The 20416-nt window shown below is 48.2% G+C and carries 17 protein-coding genes; 13 read left to right on the top strand and 4 right to left on the bottom strand.

Annotated elements, in window-relative coordinates; genetic code table 11:
* The first annotated feature begins 1 nt into the window (after nucleotide 1).
* Both JMI88_RS04245 and JMI88_RS04240 read left to right on the top strand, forming a co-directional pair.
* Nucleotides 2-859: an ABC transporter ATP-binding protein gene (locus tag JMI88_RS04245; RefSeq protein ID WP_201360488.1), complete on the top strand. Its 858-nt coding sequence runs from the start codon at nucleotides 2-4 to the stop codon at nucleotides 857-859.
* Between the two features lie 29 nt (nucleotides 860-888).
* Complete coding sequence (locus JMI88_RS04240) at nucleotides 889-1593, top strand: ABC transporter ATP-binding protein (RefSeq protein WP_201360487.1); 705 nt, start codon at nucleotides 889-891, stop codon at nucleotides 1591-1593.
* Between the two features lie 80 nt (nucleotides 1594-1673).
* Here JMI88_RS04240 and JMI88_RS04235 read toward each other — a convergent pair whose 3' ends face one another.
* From JMI88_RS04235 to JMI88_RS04225, 3 genes are all read right to left on the bottom strand, one after another.
* Nucleotides 1674-1880 carry a hypothetical protein gene (locus JMI88_RS04235; protein WP_201360486.1) on the bottom strand — a complete coding sequence of 69 codons (207 nt, stop codon included), beginning with the start codon at nucleotides 1878-1880 and terminating at the stop codon, nucleotides 1674-1676.
* A 67-nt stretch (nucleotides 1881-1947) separates the two neighbouring features.
* Nucleotides 1948-2316: a nitroreductase family deazaflavin-dependent oxidoreductase gene (locus JMI88_RS04230; protein WP_201360485.1), complete on the bottom strand. Its 369-nt coding sequence runs from the start codon at nucleotides 2314-2316 to the stop codon at nucleotides 1948-1950.
* Between the two features lie 226 nt (nucleotides 2317-2542).
* A complete protein-coding gene (locus tag JMI88_RS04225; RefSeq protein ID WP_201360484.1) occupies nucleotides 2543-3925 on the bottom strand; it encodes a TolB family protein in 1383 nt (460 codons plus the stop codon).
* Nucleotides 3926-4035: 110 nt separating this feature from the next.
* Between JMI88_RS04225 and JMI88_RS04220 the strand changes: the two genes are divergently transcribed.
* The gene (locus JMI88_RS04220; RefSeq protein WP_201360483.1) at nucleotides 4036-5709 is read left to right on the top strand and encodes an ATP-binding protein; all 1674 of its coding nucleotides are present in this window, start codon (nucleotides 4036-4038) and stop codon (nucleotides 5707-5709) included.
* Nucleotides 5702-6400: a response regulator gene (locus JMI88_RS04215; RefSeq protein WP_201360482.1), complete on the top strand. Its 699-nt coding sequence runs from the start codon at nucleotides 5702-5704 to the stop codon at nucleotides 6398-6400. The genes JMI88_RS04220 and JMI88_RS04215 overlap by 8 nt, the downstream gene beginning before the upstream one ends.
* A gap of 135 nt (nucleotides 6401-6535) precedes the next feature.
* Here the strand turns inward: JMI88_RS04215 and JMI88_RS04210 are convergent, their stop codons facing one another.
* Entirely contained in the window at nucleotides 6536-8566 is a 2031-nt protein-coding gene (locus tag JMI88_RS04210; RefSeq protein ID WP_201360481.1) for an APC family permease, read from the bottom strand.
* Between the two features lie 604 nt (nucleotides 8567-9170).
* Here JMI88_RS04210 and JMI88_RS04205 point away from each other — a divergent pair.
* The 9 genes from JMI88_RS04205 to JMI88_RS04165 all read left to right on the top strand — a co-directional run bounded on the left by JMI88_RS04205 (nucleotide 9171) and on the right by JMI88_RS04165 (nucleotide 20407).
* A complete protein-coding gene (locus tag JMI88_RS04205) occupies nucleotides 9171-9611 on the top strand; it encodes a response regulator (protein WP_201360480.1) in 441 nt (146 codons plus the stop codon).
* 88 nt (nucleotides 9612-9699) lie between these two features.
* Nucleotides 9700-9795: a potassium-transporting ATPase subunit F gene (locus JMI88_RS04200; RefSeq protein WP_201360479.1), complete on the top strand. Its 96-nt coding sequence runs from the start codon at nucleotides 9700-9702 to the stop codon at nucleotides 9793-9795.
* Between the two features lie 25 nt (nucleotides 9796-9820).
* Nucleotides 9821-11560, top strand: coding sequence for a potassium-transporting ATPase subunit KdpA (gene kdpA / locus JMI88_RS04195; RefSeq protein ID WP_201360478.1), 1740 nt, complete (start codon nucleotides 9821-9823; stop codon nucleotides 11558-11560).
* A gap of 4 nt (nucleotides 11561-11564) precedes the next feature.
* Nucleotides 11565-13700 (top strand): potassium-transporting ATPase subunit KdpB, encoded by a 2136-nt coding sequence (kdpB, locus tag JMI88_RS04190; protein ID WP_201360477.1) that lies wholly within the window; start codon nucleotides 11565-11567, stop codon nucleotides 13698-13700.
* 28 nt (nucleotides 13701-13728) lie between these two features.
* Nucleotides 13729-14322 (top strand): potassium-transporting ATPase subunit KdpC, encoded by a 594-nt coding sequence (gene kdpC / locus JMI88_RS04185; RefSeq protein ID WP_373323761.1) that lies wholly within the window; start codon nucleotides 13729-13731, stop codon nucleotides 14320-14322.
* A 116-nt stretch (nucleotides 14323-14438) separates the two neighbouring features.
* Nucleotides 14439-15725, top strand: a complete 1287-nt coding sequence (locus JMI88_RS04180) for a universal stress protein (RefSeq protein ID WP_201360475.1) — start codon at nucleotides 14439-14441, stop codon at nucleotides 15723-15725.
* Nucleotides 15726-15848: 123 nt separating this feature from the next.
* Nucleotides 15849-16355, top strand: coding sequence for a putative universal stress family protein (locus JMI88_RS04175; protein WP_201360474.1), 507 nt, complete (start codon nucleotides 15849-15851; stop codon nucleotides 16353-16355).
* A 251-nt stretch (nucleotides 16356-16606) separates the two neighbouring features.
* Nucleotides 16607-18757, top strand: a complete 2151-nt coding sequence (locus JMI88_RS04170) for an APC family permease (RefSeq protein WP_236022810.1) — start codon at nucleotides 16607-16609, stop codon at nucleotides 18755-18757.
* 246 nt (nucleotides 18758-19003) lie between these two features.
* Nucleotides 19004-20407 carry a sigma 54-interacting transcriptional regulator gene (locus tag JMI88_RS04165; RefSeq protein ID WP_201360473.1) on the top strand — a complete coding sequence of 468 codons (1404 nt, stop codon included), beginning with the start codon at nucleotides 19004-19006 and terminating at the stop codon, nucleotides 20405-20407.
* Nucleotides 20408-20416 lie beyond the last annotated feature (9 nt).

Below are 20416 nucleotides of genomic sequence, written 5' to 3'. Positions count from 1 at the left end.
GATGAGTTCTGAACAGGTAAAGCTGAATGGCCAGTCTGCTTCTGCTCTAGCTACAACTGACGCATTGCTAGAACTCAAAGCGGTCACCAAAACTTTTGGTGGACTGACAGCTGTGTCTGGAGTAGATTTGATTGTGAGGCCGCGTGAAATCGTCAGTATCATTGGCCCTAACGGAGCTGGTAAAACCACGGTCTTTAACCTGATTACAGGTATTTATCAGCCTACAACCGGTGAAATTATACTTGATGGCAAATCTATTGTTAGATTATCACCAGATAAGATTGTAGTACAGGGAATTACACGTACGTTTCAAAATATTCGCCTGTTCAACAACATGACGGTATTAGAAAACGTGTTAGTGGGCCAGCATACTCGACTTAAAGCAGGCATTTTGGGCTCGCTTTTCCGACCACGCCATGTAGTCGAAGAGGAGCAACGAGCCCGCGAGCGAGCTTTAGAATTGCTTGGCTTCTTTGGAACGGCGCTGGTGGCACGACAAGATGAGTATGTAATGAATCTCTCTTATGCTGATCGTCGGCGTGTAGAGATTGCGCGCGCCCTGGCGGCTGATCCCAAGCTGCTTTTGCTTGACGAGCCAACGGCAGGCATGAACGAAGCTGAAACGTTAGAGGCTGTGAAATATATTCGGCGCTTACGCGATGAGCTCGGTCTCACGATTCTCTTAATTGAGCATAAGCTAGCGGTAACTATGGGAATGTCCGATCATATTGCTGTGTTAGATTATGGGCAAAAGATTGCGGACGGATTACCTGCGGAGGTACGCAATGATAAGCGGGTAATCGAAGCATATCTGGGTCGACAATCGGAGACAGAAACCACGTCGGAACCAGAAGCATAAGGTGCAAAAAAACGATAAAGGGGTCTGCGATGTTACGACTCGTTGATGTCAATACATATTATGGTCCAAGCCATGTATTACAGAACATCTCGCTTGAAGTAGAAAAAGGTGAGATTGTCTGCCTGCTCGGTGCTAATGCGGCAGGTAAGACTACCACCATGAAAACAATTTTTGGTTTAGTCCGTTCTAGCAGCGGCTCGATTATCTTTGATGATCAGAACATTGAACGCAAATTGACCGGCGATATTGTCAAGTCGGGTCTGTCGCTGGTGCCAGAAGCGCGACGTATCTTTCCTCGCATGACGGTACGTGAAAACCTGGAAATGGGAGCTTTTACACGTGCCAACAAGAAAGAAATTGCTGAAGACATGGATCATGTCTGCCAGATCTTCCCGCGTTTGCAAGAGCGCTTGAAGCAGATTGCTGGCACCATGTCTGGGGGTGAACAGCAAATGCTCGCTATGGGACGTGCCATGATGTCTCGTCCTAAGATGATTTGTATGGATGAGCCGTCAATGGGACTCTCGCCAAAGCTGGTAGAGACAGTTTTTGATACTATTCTACGTATTCGATCTGAAGGCATGACCATTTTTCTGGTGGAGCAGAACGCATCAATGGCCTTAAGCCTGGCTGATCGTGGATATGTATTACAGACGGGGAAAATTGTCCTGAGTGATACGGCAAAAAACCTGCTTACCAATGACCTGGTACGCCAGGCATACCTGGGAGGCTAGCCCTGTAACAAAAGGAACGATGAAGTGTAGCATAAAGTCTTGCCACTTCATCGTTCCTCTTGTCTGATCGCTGATCTGTCTTAATGTTTATCCAACTGGCGATGCAGCTCCGAAATACGCTCGATAACTTCTGCTAGCGTGGTCACCCCTAGATCCTCCATATCTTCACGTAGTGACTCTAGAAGCTCTAGTTGTTCCATTGCATCATACTCATCTGGCTCATCAAAGTCATCAATTGGCTCCGGATGTTGACCAACCAGATGCAGCCTGGGTTCTTTTTTACTCACGTCTCATCATCCTCATAGTTTATCGTATACATTCGTTGTACAGGACTGTATCACGAAAGATCCTTCCTTACTGTACCTCATTGAGTAGATCGATCGCAACAGCCAGTGAGTCGCGTGACCACTCTGTCAGATCATCAGTACTGCGAGGTATATATTTAGCGAAGACGATCTGGCGAGCCAACTCATCTTCAGGGCCCGAAGAAAGGATACGAGCCTGTCCTATATATGTCAGGGAGCCAAGTTTGACCTGTACCGTCGGCTGCTGGCGTATATTTTTCACCCAATCTGCTTTGTCTCTACCTCCGGAGAGGAGATAGAGCGTTGAGCCTTTCAAAGCGAACCAGATCTCGATAGTATGAGGTTTGCCTGAACGACGACCAGTGGTCGTGAGATAGCAGTACTCCTCATGCGATAAGTGTTGTATTTCTATCGGCATAGAGTCCATCCTTTTTGTCGTTAGCGTTAAAATAACCCTATACAAAGATGAAACACATCGTAATGCTTCTAGTCTTATGATTTTTCATTTTTAAAAAGGCATAAAATATCTCTTTCATTCCCGCCTGCGGCAGGAGGGCCTCGCCGGCCCTCCTGCGCCTCCCTGCATTATACCTACTTTATTTGTTAAAAATCATAAGACTAGAAGCATTGCTCAAGATGAGTGTTTAGAATAGAAAAGATGTATTGGGATCTTGATAGGTCCATCCAGCCTGTGTGATGGTACCGCTAGCAATTTTCTTTGGTTCTCCCTGTGGCTTGCCAGCATCGTTTATCGCAATAGTATAGAGTGCCTTACTATCTAACGCTGAATGCTGTTGCCAGGCTGAGTGGTTATGGCTTACAAAGATAAAATGGCGACTATCCGCTGACCATAGATTATTGGGAATGGGCTGTAATAAACTATTAGTGGCGGGGACTTGTGATGGTGCCACTGTTTTTCCTGTTGTGCCACTCAATAATGGTGTTTGTTGCTTGCTTGATATATTGACAAGAGAAAGGGTTTGAGGACCATCTAACAGCAAGAACTTGCTATCTGGCGACCAGTAAGGAACCGCATTGGCCTCTGCTTTGATAGTAAAAGAAGTATTGTCTGTAACTTTGAGAAATGTTATATCTGTGCCCGTGCTATATAGTATATAGTTGCCATCCGGGGACCAGGAGAACTGTGTACAGGCGCAAGTAGCAATGGTGGTAGCAGGACCCTCCAATGTGTGCCAGACCAGTTTTACTGTGAGCTGAGAGGATGGTTTATCAGCATGGGTTGCTATCGTTTCAACTGCGTATAAGAAGCTTTGATTGCGATGGGCTGGCCGCCATAGAATGCGTTCAAGCGAAGCAGGTAAAGGGTGTCCAGCTAATGGACCAGTCAATTGAGTTTTCTGTGTATTAGCGATGGTCGTTGTGAAGACCCCATTGGCAGCATTGCCTATCAGTAAATAATTTTGCGTATCATAAGATATAGAAGGAATAGAAAAAGTATTAGTAAAAGGTTTAGCCGCAATACCACCTGGCTGATCATTTTGAGCGATCCACCATTGAGCATTAGCAGGGGTAGCTGAAAAATTCCTGGGCGTTTGCCGATAGATCAAACGGGTACCATTACTATTCCATTGAGGATTATTATAACTAAAGTCAGGGCTGGAAAACGCAATAGAAATAGGGGTTCCCCCGTCGACTCCAATGGTGTTCAATGTCCCGGGCAGATCTCTTATCAATGGAGCCTGTGGATATGGAGAGAGCGTTTCAGCGGCCGGTGATTTCGCAAAATCCGCATCTAGTGTACGGAATGTCAGTAATTGATGATTTGGTGACCACGCATAGCCGACCACTGGCGTCGATTGAGAAACCACCGAGAACGCATTAGCACCATCAGGATCACTTGTCCAGAGCTGGCCATCGCGTAGAAAAGCCACAACATCATTGCCTGTGTGACCGGGAGTGCAGGCTACAAGTAGCTGACACAGTATAAGGATCAAAAGTATAATAGAGTATTTTTTCATATGCTGAGTATAATATTTAAAAATATGCCTGGTCAAGAGACTGGACATAAAAGAATGTCTCCTTTTTTTTCTACATTTTGTGTGATATCCTCTCATCGGGAGATGTAAGAATGTAACAATATCTATCCTAAAATGGTAGAGAGAGATAAGCAGATGCCATGAAAAAAATTCAGCAAGTGCTTTTTTTAGGTGATACAGAGGAACACCATACTCAAAGGTTTGCTACCGATGCCTGTCTTGCTCTCCTTCTAACGCTGCTTGTTACTGGCATAATCTATATTGCGAGGCTTTATCCGGCTATTCCAAATATATCTTTCTTATATTTATTAATAGTACTGGGTCTGGCTACCATGCGCGGATTATATGCGGCCGTAATTGCGTCGTTAAGCGCTTTTTTCTCCTTTGACTTCTTCCTGGTGCCTCCACTCTTTACTTTTTCAATCCTTAAATATGAAGAATGGCTGGCGCTCTTTATATTTTTAGTTACTGCGATTATTACGGGCGAACTTGCATCCGCGTTGCGGCAGCGAGCCGAACAAGCACTGCAGAGCGAGAAAGAGACCCGCGCCCTCTATGAACTGGTCAATGCAACTACTAGCGAAGAGAACCTGGATCAGCAACTGGATATCGTGGCGCATGCGATTGTCGATAACTTTGTAACGGCTGGTGTGATTGACTGTGCTATTTTATTGCCAGATGAGCATGGAAAGCTGAGCTTACAGTCTGATGCTCTACAGGATATAGCACGAATGCAAATCACATCTGACGAAATCAGAACAGCAGAATCAGTAATGCTAGAAGGAAGAATCTTTGATTTCTATACTGATACGGATAAAGCGCTACCATTCCGCTTCAGGCGTGTAATTCAAGCAACGCATCCAAAGCATAACTATGTGCGCCTGGTGCCTATGCACCAGGGACAGAAAGTAGTAGGCGTTGCGCGTCTGCTGATGGCTGACGGTTTGCGTCGTTTTCCGATGGAACGAGCATTGATTGATGAAAAAAAAGACTTAAACCATCAGAATGCTTTTTTCTGGACCTTCATCGATCAGGCTACTGCCATGATTGAGCGAGCCAGGCTCCATCGCGAGGCATTACAGATCGAATTGCTCCGTCGCACAGATGCTTTGCGTTCCGCACTCCTTTCATCGGTCTCTCACGACCTGCGTACACCGCTCTCGTCTATCAAAGCGGCCGCTAGTAGTCTGCTGCAAGAAGATGTAGAATGGGATGAAGAAGCGAAAAAAAGTTTTGCGCAGGCAATTGAAAAAGAGACAGATCGGCTCAATCGACTAGTCGGCAATATATTGGATATGTCTCGTATTGAAGGAGGGGCCCTCAAAGCCGAAAAAGAGTGGTATCCTATTGGCGAGCTTATCCACGACGTAAGTGGACATATGCAAGGAGTATTGCAGGATAGAAACCTTATCATACATATTCCTGACGATTTGCCGCCGGTACAACTGGATTATTTGCAGATAGACCAGGTAATTACTAATTTGTTAGAAAATGCCGTACGCTATACACCTCCAGACTCTCCGCTAGAGATTACTGTAGAGTCTAACGATCACGAGATCATAGTAAGTGTTGCGGATCGTGGACCAGGCATTCCTCAATCCGATCTAGAACGTATTTTTGATAAATTTTATAGAGTTTCAGGAGCCAGGCGGAGAGCAACAAGTATTATGGGGACCGGCTTAGGGTTAGCGGTATGCAGAGGATTAATTGAGGCCCATGGTGGCCGTATCTGGGTAGAAAATCGGCCTGGCGGTGGTGCTATCTTCCGATTTACCTTGCCTCTTGAACATATAGAAGGACATATTCATGAGTAAAAGTGGTGCTCGTATTCTTATTGTTGACGATGAAATTGAAATTTTGCGTGCATTACAGCGCAGCCTGACGGCTCATGGCTACGAGGTATTTACCGCTGAAAGCGGCGAAGGGGCGCTGGAAGAGGTAGGACAGCACCGACCAGATCTCATGCTGTTGGACCTTGGGCTACCTGGCGTCAGCGGCCTGGAAGTCTGCCGACGTGTGCGCGAGCAATCAAATCTGCCAATCATTGTCTTATCTGTAAAAGACACCGAGCGCGACAAAGTACTGGCGCTTGATCTGGGAGCGGACGACTATGTTTCCAAGCCATTTGGCATAGATGAAGTGCTTGCGCGTGTCAGAGTCGCCCTGCGGCATACAGCCCAGATACAATCTGGAACTGAGCCCATCTTTACGGCCGGTCCACTCAGCGTAGACTTCGCGCAACGCAGCGTGCATGTTAATGGGAAGGAGGTCAAGCTCACACCTACAGAATATGACTTATTAAAAGCATTGATCAAAAACCGAGGAAAAATCATGACGCGCCAGATGTTGCTGGCCCAGGTATGGGGAACGGGATATGGGACCGAAGCTCATTATCTGCACGTCTATGTTGGCCAGTTGCGGCGCAAAATTGAGCCCGATCCCGCCCACCCCAGGTTTATTTTAACCGTATCAGGAGTTGGCTATCGCTTCAACACCGAAGATTAATCTGCATCCCCTACTGGCTGGCGCGCCTGTGCCCGCACCCTTTTTAATTGTTTTGAGCACCGAAAGTGCGAATCGTCAGGGGCTGTAGGCGCTACGCCCCCAGACAGATTTGCCAGTTTATCTCCTTAAGAGTTTTTACCACCGCTTAAGGAGATGGGCTACTTTACCTTCCGGTGTCAACTCGTAGCGAATACGATCCGGATTGATATCTTTAAATTGGCTGGCGTTTTCAATAGCAACCAGAGTATCTCGAGGATGGATTGACTGCCAGATCTGTGTAGCTAATTCAGGTTCCTCCTGGAGATATATATAAGTTCGGTTAGGAATTTTGGCCTTAATTGCTAAAGCCTCAGCCTTACTAAAGGTATCTTTAGCCTCCTGATCATCCAGGTAAGGATCAATGATTTCCATCATTCGTGGCGCGGCTGGACGTGGCCGCTTACCAGCCAGGTAAAGGAACAGGATCGGTGTTTCTGCGCTGGCATTATTAATAGCGGCACGGATCACTGCGCTATTGTGTGGATTGTGTGGAGTAAGGATGGCCAGAATGGTCTGCGGATATGTACCCTGGAGCCGTGTAACCACAACTGGCACAGGAACCTTGCCCTCTTTCTGATGGCGATTGTGATTATAGTAAGCAAGCCCCATTCCAAGTATCGTTACGCCGCCACCAAAGGCTGTGGCCAGTGGTTTGGTAACCAGATTTGTTCCCCAGGCCACTACTACCAGCACTGTCGTCAGGATACCTAAGCCAAAGTTAATCTTAAACCACAGTTTTGTGGCTTCATAGGTCTCACTAACCTGTCTGCCTAGTCCGCCTGATACATTGGCGTGCTCATCCCCAGTAGTTGCAGCGGGTTGGACATTCGACTTCATCAAATCATGGACTTCGACAGCCCTGTGTGTTTCTTTTTCTTGCGTACTGGCCTGCGCTATTGCTGCCTGTTTCAGTGCCTGAGCTTGCTTTAAATCCCGTGCGCGTACAACATCGAGACCCAGGCAGGTGAGCGAGAAGGCTCCCAACAGACCAAAGGCATACATATCACCAAGGAGATTAATGTTTCCCCACACCATCAGGAGCACAATGATCGGAATGCCTGTTGCCAGGGCAATCGAGAGGTGAGGAGTACCACGTAGTTTGTTACGCTTCAGTATAAATTCTGGCAGAAACTCCATACGCGAAAGGGCAATAAAGACGTGGTAAGCGCCAATGATCGCGGTATTACTGGCAAAGACAAGTAAGGCACTGGCACTGATAGCCACCTCTGTTTGCAGTACCGGGCCGCCCCATTTGCCTGCCAGTAGAGAAATAATTTGAGCCGACTGCGTCTCGTTCTGCGCTGCCGCAGGTAGCAATAACGTCGAAAGCATCGTTAGCAACGGACTGGTCAAACCAACTGTCAGGACGACCAGAGTCAAAGCTATACCGGCAACTTTCTTATGCGGTTTTTTCATAACCGGTGAGAGCTGTGAGATGCTCTCAAGGCCTGAGAAAGCAAGGAATGAACCGGCGAAACCAGCCAGAAGTGAAAAAGGCGTCAGATTATGGCTGGAAAACATTTTGGTGATCAAGTGGAAGAAATCGCCCAGTGAAAGATGGGTAAAGACTGTAACGAGAATGGCAATGTCGCTAGCGAATGCGATTACAGCTCCTACCAGGCTCACTTTAGCACTTTCACTGATACCCACCCAGTTCAAGATACCTAGCAGTATCAAAACGCCGATAGTAATAAAGAGTGGAGTTGGTGCACCGCCGATGGCAGGGAACACCACGCTAAAATAAAGAATGCCTGACAGGCTACTGATAGCAGCAGTAAGGAAGTAGTCTACCAGAATAAACATCCCGCCCAGGGCCCCGAACCAGGGATTAATGGCCTGAGCTGCCACCGTTACCACACCACCACCCTGTGGGAAGCGATGTGTAACTTCTGCATACTTCAAGGCGAGTAAGATAAAGACGGACATCGTCAGGAACACGAAGAAGCCGGCCAACCCCTGTACAGTCTGATAGAGAATGCCGGGGGTGTAATAGACAGAGGTTCCTATGTCCGCAAAGACAACTGCCCAGCAGAGAAGAGGGCCAAGCAAATTTTTGCCCGACGAATGTTCGTCCTCTTGATGTTGCACGATGGTTTGTGTGTTTTGAGTCACAGATTCCTGTGCCATACTATTTAATCGTCCTTTGAAAGGGGAAATTATTCATGTTCCTACAACGTGTGGACTACCCTTACCACACTTATGAATAGCCCTGTGACAATATACGTAGTCGAAACAATGTATGCTCCATAGTGTAGCACAGCAAGATAGGACAAGTAAAACCCTTTAAGGGTAAATTTTGACATAATTTTTAGTCTCTGGCTAGTTTTATTGACCTATTTTTAATAATTATGACTTTTTTTCTTATCTATTCTTTAGAAAGATGCATATCCATGCCCTGTTCGTGTTTTTATAGACTTCTACGCAATAAAATACTTTTTGGAATTTCCAGGCACTTATCTACCGATTAATCGAACTACTAGAAAGTAACCGATTGCCAGGTGGGCATTATAGATTGACACGTTGTACCGATACTACGAGAGACATCCAAGAGCAGGCTTATTCATCTGACAGTGTATGGTCGCGCTTGTATTGTGTTCCCGAGATATCTTGAGTGATTCTTGAGGATTGTTGTTTTTCTCTTTACCGCGCATTGAGAAAATACGAGGTATATTTGATCTCGTAGCAGGCGCGAGGAAGAATTGATGGCACCGCAATAGAAAGAGTTAGAGATATGGCAGGAGCACGAATTCTACTGGTCGAAGATGATGACGTCTTACGCAACGTGGTAGAGCGCAATCTGCTGGCACGCGGACACGAAGTAAGCAGTGCCACTGACGTTCAAAGTGCTCTTCATTACCTGCGTATTAAACCAATTGATCTTATATTGTTAGACATCAATTTACCAGATCAGACCGGATGGGACGTGTTGAGGGCCATTCAATGTGAAGATAGTTCCTTCGGCAAGGCCGATGACATGCTGCAGGGAAAATTGCCGGTAGTTGTACTTTCAGCTGTCAGAGTTAGTCCGCATCGTCTGGCAGAATTTCATCCTCTTGCCTACCTGCCGAAACCATTTCCCATGGAAGCCGTCTTGCGCCTGGCCGCTGAGGCTGCTGAACGGCGTGAACGCTGTGCCAGAGCGAAAGTTAATGAGGAGGGATTTCATGCTTGATATCCTAATCATTCTTATAAGTATCGTCTTTTTCCTATGTTGTATCGGCTTCACCGTCGGTTGTGAGCGTTTATAGGAGGTGAGCACAATGAACACACCGCTGGAGTACCTGCTGGTTGGTATTGTGACACTAGCCATTGCTGTATATCTGTTTATTGCCTTGCTGGCCCCTGAAAAGTTCTAAGAGATTGAATATTGAGGAAGAAAAGATGCTTATAACGCCCAATAGCGTCATACAAGTTCTTATCTACCTGGTGATTCTTTTATTAATTACCAAGCCGTTGGGTCTCTATATGACAAAGGTCTTTACGGGTGAGCGAACCTGGTTGGCTCCTGTTCTGGCTCCTGTGGAGCGCGTTTTTTATCGTCTCTCTGGTGTTAACGCTGAAGAAGAGCAGAAATGGACCGCTTATACCATTTCTATGCTGTTATTCAGTGTGGCTGGCATGCTGTTGCTCTATCTGTTCGAGCGCACCCAGCAGTGGGATGGCTCATTCTTTAATCCACAGGGATTTGGAGCAGTCGAGCCCCAGTTGGCCTTTAATACTGCCGCCAGCTTTACTACCAACACTAACTGGCAGGCCTATGTCGGTGAGCAGACTATGTCTTATCTCACCCAGATGGCGGGCCTGGCCTTTCATAACTTCGTATCGGCCGCCACAGGCATCGCCCTGGCCGTAGCCTTTGTACGTGGTTTAACCAGGCGTAGCGCGCAACACCTGGGAAATTTCTGGGTAGATATTACTCGCTGTATTCTATATATCCTGTTGCCAATCTCGATTATTGGCGCGCTGGTCCTGGTGTCGCAAGGAGTTGTGCAGAACTTTAATGCCTATACCCAGGTTGTAACTCTGGAAGGTGTCAAGCAGGTGATCGCGCAAGGGCCGGTAGCATCGCAAGAATTTATTAAAGAGTTCGGCACCAATGGTGGTGGCTTCTTTAACGCCAACTCAGCGCATCCCTTTGAAAATCCCAATGTTATTACCAATATGATAGAGATGCTGGCTATCTTTGCTATCCCAGCAGGTCTGACCTATCTCTTTGGTAAGATGGCTGGCAATACCAAACAGGGATGGGCGATCCTGGCAGCTATGACCATCCTCTTCTTAATCGGATTGTTCATTATTCTGCCAGCCGAGCAGTCTGGCAATCCACTTCTGACTCATGCCGGTGCCAACCAGGCGGTTACCGCTTACCAGGCCGGTGGCAACATGGAGGGTAAAGAGGTACGCTTTGGGATCACCCAGACAGCGTTGTTTACAACGATCACCACGGATGCCTCGTGCGGCGCCGTTAACGGCTTTATCGATAGCTTTACGCCCCTGGGTGGTATGATCCCGATGCTCAACATTGCATTAGGAGAAATCATTTTTGGTGGTGTCGGTTCTGGACTGTATGGCATGCTCATCTTCGCCGTCCTGGCCGTGTTCATAGCCGGTTTGATGGTTGGAAGAACGCCTGAGTACCTGGGCAAAAAGATCGAGCAAAAAGAGATGAAGATGGCTGCCCTGGCGATCCTGATCTTGCCGGCTTCTATCCTTGGTTTCACGGCGATCGCCACGGTCCTATCAGTAGGAACGAGCTCGATTTTAAATCCGGGTCCACATGGCTTATCAGAAATTCTGTATGCCTACACATCCGGTACAGGTAACAACGGCTCAGCATTTGCTGGCTTAAGCGCCAACACACCATTCTATAACTGGACGATTGGCTTTGCGACATTAATTGGACGTTTTGCCTTCGTCGTACCTGTAATGGCTCTGGCAGGTGCGATTGTGAAGAAAAAGGTAGTACCGGCCAATGCGGGCACATTCCCAACGACCGGACCCCTGTTTGTGATCCTGCTGGTCGGGGTCATTTTGATTGTAGGTGCTCTAACCTACTTCCCCGCATACGCGCTGGGTCCAGTAGTTGAACATTTACTAATGCTGGCAGGAAAGAGATTTTAAAGAGATGAGCACTGATTCACTAGAAGCAAAGCAATGGAAGACGCGCCGCAAAAGTGGCAGTTCCATCTTTAACGGGTCGATTATGCGCCGTGCTTTGGTGGGCTCGCTTAAAAAGCTTGATCCACGCTGGCAGCTCAAAAACCCGGTCATGTTTGTGGTTGAAGTAGGCAGCGTTATCACAACCATCGAATTTTTCCGTTTCCTGGTTGCTGGTCCTGCCAGCGAAACCTTTTTTGTGCTGGGTGTCACGATCTGGCTCTGGTTCACCGTCATTTTTGCCAATTTCGCTGAAGCTATGGCGGAAGGAAGAGGAAAAGCGCAGGCAGACACTCTGCGCAAAACCCGCATCACCACGATGGCGAAGCGCCTCAAACAGGGTAAGCGGCAGTCTGACTATCAAGAAGTTGCCGCGCCAGACCTGCGCAAGGGCGACTTTGTGTTGGTAGAAGCTGGTGACGTAATCCCGGGCGATGGAGATGTCATAGAAGGCGTTGCATCGGTTGATGAGTCAGCGATTACTGGCGAGTCTGCGCCAGTAATCCGTGAAAGTGGTGGCGACCGCAGCGCTGTCACCGGCGGCACCCGTGTCCTTTCAGACTGGATTGTTGTACAGATCAGCGCTAACCCTGGCGAAACCTTTCTGGACCGTATGATTGCCCTGGTTGAAGGTGCAGCGCGGCAAAAAACACCAAATGAAATTGCTCTGAACATCCTGCTCGCCAGCCTGACCATCATTTTCTTACTGGCTGTCGTAACATTGGAACCCTTTGCCATCTACTCACACAGTCCAGTATCGATCACCACGCTGGTGGCCTTGCTGGTTTGTTTGATCCCGACTACTATTGGTGGCCTGCTGTCCGCCATTGGTATTGCCGGTATGGATCGCATGGTACAGCGTAACGTATTGGCCATGAGCGGACGTGCAGTAGAGGCCGCCGGTGATGTAGATGTGCTATTGTTGGATAAGACCGGCACCATTACGTTAGGTAATCGCATGGCCAGTCGCTTCGTGCCTCTGAAAGGGGTAGAAGAGAAAGAACTGGCGCACGCAGCGCTACTTTCCAGCCTGGCGGACGAAACGCCTGAGGGACGCTCAATTGTCGCGCTGGCCAATGATCGTTATGGTCTGCACGAAGATGCGGACAACAATGCAACGTTTGTTCCTTTCTCAGCCCAGACCCGTATGAGTGGCGTCGATCTCAATGGTCATGTCGATGGATCGATCCACTCTGTGCGTAAAGGCGCGGCCGAGTCAGTCTTGCACTATGTCAAAGAACTGGGCGGTTCGGCAAACAGCGAACTGGAGCAACTGGTCAATTCAATTGCACGTGGTGGTAGTACTCCATTAGTCGTAGCGGAGTCCCAGAGCAACTGTTCAAATGGCGCGACGAAAAAAGACGCCAGGGTTCTGGGCGTTATCGAGCTGAAAGATATCGTCAAAGGCGGCATGCGTGAACGCTTTGACCAGCTGCGTCGCATGGGTATCCGCACTATTATGATCACTGGCGACAATCCACTGACGGCTTCCGCCATTGCGAAAGAAGCAGGTGTAGATGACTTCCTGGCGCAAGCCACGCCGGAAACCAAAATGCAGTTGATCAGAGAGCAGCAGGCCGGTGGACGGCTGATAGCCATGACTGGTGATGGCACTAATGACGCTCCCGCGCTGGCCCAGGCTGATGTCGGCGTAGCCATGAATACCGGTACCCAGGCAGCCAAAGAGGCCGCAAACATGGTTGATCTCGACTCGAATCCAACCAAGTTGATTGAAGTCGTTGAAGTGGGCAAGCAACTGCTCATGACTAGAGGTGCGCTAACCACTTTCAGTATTGCCAACGACGTAGCGAAATACTTTGCTATCATTCCGGCCATGTTTACGGTCGCATTTCCCGAGCTGGGAACCTTAAATATCATGCACCTGGCCACACCGCATAGTGCCATTTTATCAGCCGTCATTTTCAATGCCTTGATCATCATCGCATTGGTACCATTAGCACTGCGCGGTGTAACCTATCGTCCACTGGGAGCAGGTCCACTCTTGCGGCGCAACTTGTTGATTTATGGGCTGGGCGGACTAATCGTTCCATTTGTGGGTATTAAACTTATTGACCTCCTGCTAGTGTTATTGCATCTAGCCTAGCAAGGGTTGGGGAAGCAAAATGAAGACTATCAAAAAAAATATCCGGCCGGCGATTGTTTTAACGCTACTATTCACAGTCGTAACAGGTTTTCTGTATCCGGGGATTGTCACAGGTTTATCCCAATTGATCTTTCCCTATCAGGCCAATGGAAGTATCCACACGACCTCAGATGGTAAGCAAATTGGCTCCGACATTATTGGACAATATTGGACATCGGCCCGTTACTTTCACGGCCGACCATCGGCAACTCTCTCGGAGACAGACTCAACCAAGAGCGTCCCATATAACGCTCAGAACTCCTCGGCTTCCAACCTGGGGCCGACCAACAACACATTGATCAAGAACGTTCAGCAGAACGTCCAGGCGCTACAGAAGGAAAATCCTGGTACGCCTGTACCCGTTGACCTGGTCACATCTTCTGGATCGGGCCTGGATCCAGACATCTCGGTGGCGGGAGCCCTCTTCCAGATACCCCGTATCGCCAGGGAGCGCGGCCTGAGCCAGGATGTCGTGAAAACGCTGGTTATGAACCATGTGCAAGGTCGTTTCTTAGGCATCCTGGGTGAGGAACACATTAATGTATTGGATCTCAATCTGGCACTTGACGCCTTGAAAAAATAAGGAAGCAGCACAGACCGCGGCACTATACCTATGGCTGCCGCGGCTTTGTGGTATGGTAAATAGGGGGCTGAAAAGGATACCAGAGCTATTTATAATGGGGAAATGGGCAGGTAAATATGAGTACACAACCTCCAGACAAACGCCTACAAGATGATGGTCGTCCAGATCCAGAAGCTCTATTGGAGCGCTATCACTTACGCGATAGCGATACCAGTCATCAGGTCATTGATTTGGCGCTGGCTGAGCAAGGAGGCAAGCGCCGCGGGCGTTTACGTGTCTATCTTGGTTCCGCCGCGGGTGTAGGAAAAACATATGCTATGCTCAACGAAGGGCGTCGCCGCAAAGAGCGCGGATCCGATGTGGTGATTGGGTATGTTGAAACACATAAACGTGTCCAGACCCAGGCGCAGATAGGAGACCTTGAGATTGTCCCTTGCCAGACCATTGAATATAGAGGGGTGTTACTCAAAGAGATGGATACCGCAGCAATCATTGCGCGTCATCCACAGATTGCTTTGATAGATGAGATGGCTCATACCAACGTTGCAGGTTCCAGGCACCACAAACGTTATCAAGACGTGATGGATATTCTCGATGCTGGTATTGATGTCGTAACAACACTCAATGTGCAACATTTAGAGAGTTTAAATGACCTGGTGACCAGCATCACAGGTATTCGCGTGCGTGAAACGCTGCCTGACCGTATCCTGGACCAGGCTGACGAAGTTGAATTGATTGATATTGCTCCCTATGCCTTGCGCCAGCGCATGAAGCACGGCAATATTTATCCGGCGGAGCGTATTGAGCCAGCGCTAAACAACTTCTTCCGCGAAGGAAACCTGACCGCACTGCGCGAGTTAGCCCTGCGTTTGACGGCTAACAAAGCAGAATCACAACTGCAAAAGTACATGACCGAGCACGATATCAAAACGCAATGGTCAACTACTGAGCGCGTGCTGGTTGGTTTTGATCACCGGCCACAGAGCAGGGTTATTATTCGCGACGCCTGGCGGCTGGCCCATGGACTGCATGCAGACCTGATTGCCGTGTCGATCCAATTGACCGGCTATCCGGCATTTATACGTAAAGTTATCGCATGCTTTAAATATGGTAGCGATATGCAAAAGCGATACGCGGAAATGCAAAAGAAAGTGGACGAGCATGCCTTGCTGGCAGAGGATCTGGGAGCCGAAGTTATCAGGCGTACCAGCACCGATATCGCAGGTACGATTGCGGACCTGGTGAAGCAGAGGCATGTCACCCAGATTGTGCTGGGGCAACCCGCGCATAGCTCTTGGGAAGTTCTGCTTTATGGATCTGTTACAAATCGTATTTTGCGCCTTACTTCTGATGCTGATATCCACCTTGTTCCTTTAAAACAGAGAACCGGGCACGACGAATAAGGATGGGAATGGAGGGTGGGGTATAGACTGTTCTTTGTTATTGAACAAATACAATTGATGATTTGTATTTTTGAAACTGTGATATAGCGAAACCAAAAGTTGCTAGAGTGGGAGACGTTCTCGATGAGACGCTTGTTGCTTCCTTTTACGCATGGTATTGATGGTACCGCTTTGGAGTATGCGTTTGTATTTGCGCGCCAGGTACAGTCGACCCTGGTGGTAGGTTCGTGGCTTACGCGCCCTACGGCTGGAAAATCGGGTCGTCTATTATTGGGTCATATAGAGCAATCGCAAGATTTTCTGGCCCTGACAGGCTACAAAGCGCAGCGTTTTCAGGTACCAGTCGAGCCGATAGAACTCTATAGCATTGATATTGCTAAAAGTATGCGGGCCCTGGCCAGTGAAATGGGCTGCGATGCAATTTTATTATTTATGCGCTACGGAAAAATACTGTTGATTAGCAAAGAAGAAATGCAGCAATTACTACACGACAGTCATATTCCTGTACTTATTATCAGATTGCCGGATAGATATCCAACCTGGCAGAAATTGAAAGACTGGTCTATTTTCTGCTTATTGCGCATACACAAATCGGCAAAAAAGAAGCCGGTGCTGATACCACAGACTTAATCACCCATCTGATATTGGCATGAATTCTTGAGCAATTCTGTAGCAACATAGCTGTACCGTAAGTGAAATATTGAGAGATTTGGTGCTTTTCTTTAGGGTTTATTGAGATCCTATGCCATATAATGCATCAGTTATGTAAAGTTGAGCACACCTCCAGGAGCTCTGTGGAAAAATACCCTTTTTATCCTCAGTCGCCGCTGGATTGGTTAACTAAATTCTCGATGCTGTGGCACTATAGGAGAGCACAAGCGATGGATCAAAAGGAAACGTGGATCCTCAATACTACCGACAAGAATGTACAAGATATGCTGGAGGCTGGAGGTTTCATCGATGAAGATGATCCTGCTCGTATTGCTCGCACAGAAATTATTAAAGGAAAGTATCCCAGTCACGAACGAATTCGGACAGTTCGGCCCAGTAAAAGGGCCCTGGAACGGGTAAGTCCGGGACTACTTAAAGCCACCGATGAAATGCTGGCTCCGCCCCAGGGTGGAAGCCGCATCTTTTATTATATTAAGAGAACATTGATCGGCGCGCCACTGGCCAACTCGCAGGCAGAACATGAACGGCTGACCAAAGTCAAAGCGCTGGCGGTCTTATCATCAGACGCTATCTCCTCAGTCGCCTATGCAACAGAGGCCTGTATGGGGGTTCTCATCTTCGCAGGATTAACCTCGTTACACCTGATTCTTCCCATCAGTATTGCAATCATCATCCTGTTAGCGATTGTTGCGTTATCATATAGCCAGACCATTCCTGCTTATCCCAACGGTGGTGGTTCCTACATTGTGGCTAAAGACAATCTGGGAGTGCAGGCGGGCCTGATCGCAGCCGCCTCGCTACTGATCGATTATGTCTTAACTGTCTCGGTAAGCGTGGCCTCAGGTGTGCAAAATCTAGCCTCGATTCCTTTTTTCCATTTTTTTAATGCACCCCATCTGGAAGCGCTGGTGGATGTGGCGCTGGTTGTTTTAATCACAGTCGTAAACCTACGTGGTGTACGTGAATCAGGCTCAATTTTTGCCATTCCTACCTACTTTTTTGTCTTCAGCGCCGCCTTTATGATCATCGTGGGTATTTTTGATGCTTTTGTTATCCATCACCAGCCGCCGATTGCTACGTTCCATACAGTAAATAATCAGGCCGTCAAAGTAACTGAATCCATTTCGCTATTCCTTGTGCTAAGAGCATTTGCCTCAGGTTGTTCGGCCATGACAGGTGTAGAAGCCATCTCCAATGGCGTGCCAGCCTTTAAAAAACCAGAAGCCAAAAATGCCAGAATTACATTGATGTGGATGGCAATTATTCTCGGTTTCTTATTCGGCGGCATTACCCTTCTTACCCTCACCAATGGCATCGCACCGGACCCCAGTGGCAACCAGACCGTGATCGCGCAACTTGCTTCACATATCTTCAGTGGACCGTTGGCATTCATGTTTCCCGTCTTCCAGCTAGGTATCTTGCTTATCCTGACGCTAGCGGCCAATACCAGCTATGCGGATTTCCCGCGCCTGGCATCCCTGCTGGCGCGTGACAACTTCTTGCCCCACCAGTTTGCTTTCCGTGGAGATCGGCTGGCCTTCTCAATTGGCATTGTCTGCCTGGCGATTATGGCCAGCACCTTGTTGCTGGTATTTGATGGCAGCGTCGACCATCTGATCGATCTCTATGCTGTAGGCGTATTCATGTCCTTCACGCTCTCTCAGAGTGGTATGGTATTGCACTGGTGGAGGCTGCGAGCTCAGCAAAAGAGCTGGATGCGCAGCGCTATGATCAACGGAGCAGGTGCTGTGACGACAGCCCTGGTGGCCCTGGTGATTGCTTATACCAAATTCTTATCAGGCGCCTGGATTGTTGTCGTGTTAATCCCCTTACTGGTCTTGATGTTTATGGGCATTCATGCTCACTATAAGCGGGTTGAGCAAGAGCGCACCACTAATATTCCAGCCAGGCCGGCTGATATCAAGCACCTATTCATCGTACCGATTGCTGGCATGGACCGAGTTTCCATCCAGAGCCTCTCCTATGCCCGTTCGATCTCCGACAACGTAATCGCGGTCCATGTTGCTATTGATGCTGAAGACGAGCACCGTGTACGTGAAGCCTGGAAACAATGGCGACCCAACATCGGAGCCAGCGAAAAGACCGAACTGGTAGTCATCGAATCGCCATATCGTTCGCTGACACGGCCCTTACTGGCGTATATTGACACCGTTCACGAACTCTATTCAGACTATACCCTGACCGTATTGTTGCCAGAGTTTATTGTGACCCACCTATGGGAGCACATTTTGCATAACCAGACGGCCCTGACCCTTAAGGCCGCCCTGCTCTTCCGTCCGGGTATCGTCGTCACCAGCGTACCACAACACTTGCCCACGCGCATGGCAAAAACTATCTAGCGCAGAGGATAACAACAAGCTCAGTCGCAAAAACCGCAAGGATAAACCATCAAAAAGCGTAGAAGGGCAGCCGTAGCAGACGCTTACTCATGGTTTACCCTTGCGTTTTCTCAATGCAGGCTGTAGAATCAAGTATGGTTCCACATGTTTTTTGGTCCCGTAGGAACATGCCGGATCGGTTACTCGCCCTCAATCCAAGACATGTATCACACGAGCCAACCCCCAAGAAAGGTAGCATAAAACTGAATGACTATCACTACTCGACCGCGCACTATTGGTGAATTGCGTGATAGTGGATATAAGGTACTTTCCGTTAAAGCAGAAATGCGGAAAAATCTTATCCAGAAGATTCGTGACGGAGAAGAGCTATTCCCAGGGATCATTGGCTACGAGGACACCGTGATTCCTCAGATAGAGAATGCTATCCTCTCAGGGCAAGATATTATCTTCCTTGGTGAACGAGGACAGGCCAAGACCCGTATCGCACGGAGTCTGGTCAACTTATTAGATGAATATATTCCGATTATTGCTGGCAGTGAAATCAATGATGATCCATTTGCACCGATAAGTAAAGCTGGCCGTGATAAAATTGCAGAATTTGGGGATCGAACTGAAATCGAGTGGATATCGAGAGATCGTCGTTATGGCGAAAAGCTAGCGACTCCCGATATTACCATCTCTGACCTCGTGGGCGAGGTTGATCCAGTCCGCGTGGCTGAAGGCCGGTACCTCTCGGATGAGCTAACTATCCATTACGGCATGATCCCACGTACGAATCGTGGCATTTTTTGTATTAACGAGCTACCAGACCTGGCTGAGCGTATTCAGGTTGGTTTGCTCAATATTATGGAAGAGCGCGACGTTCAGATTCGTGGATATAAGATTCGCCTGCCACTGGACGTGTATGTGGTTGCCAGTGCGAACCCAGAAGATTATACCAATCGTGGTCGTATTATTACACCACTGAAAGACCGTGTGGGCTCAGAAATTCGTACTCACTATCCTTACACCATTGATCATGAAATTACGATCATGGAGGAGGAGAGCAGTCGTTTCCTCACCGATGGCTTAGATGTGGCTGTTCCGCAATTTATGAAAGAAGTGATCGCGGAAATCACCCACCTGGCCCGGCGCAGCAACGACATCAGCCAGCGTTCTGGCGTCAGTGTACGTGTCACCGTCTCCAACTACGAAAATGTGCTCAGTAATGCTAGCCGCCGAGCGCTACGTTTAAAGGAGCGGCAGGTTGTACCACGCGTCAGCGACTTAGAGGCCATTATGGCTTCCACCTGTGGAAAAATCGAACTCGATGCTGTTGGTGATGTTAAAGAAGAGCGTGTAGTTCAAAAATTGATTAATAGCGCTATTCTAAGCGTGTTTGGCGAGTACTTCGAGCAACGTGAGTTTGAGCAGTTAGTAGCAGGTTTTGAGCGTGGACTCAATGTCCAGGTAGGGGATGACATGCCTTCAATGGAATATGTCAACCAGCTCTCAAAAGTCGGCGGCTTGAGTAAAGCAATCGACAAACTGCATGGCCGGGGTAATCCAGCCTTAATTGCATCTAGCATTGAATTTATCCTCGAAGGGCTCCATCTGAACCGACGTCTTAATAAGGATGAAGTAGGTGGTAAAACGCGCTATCGACGCTAGAGGATGCGA

The sequence above is a fragment of the Dictyobacter formicarum genome (assembly GCF_016587435.1).
Note: the sequence above shows the minus strand (reverse complement) of the source record. Positions and strands in the feature narration are given on the sequence as shown.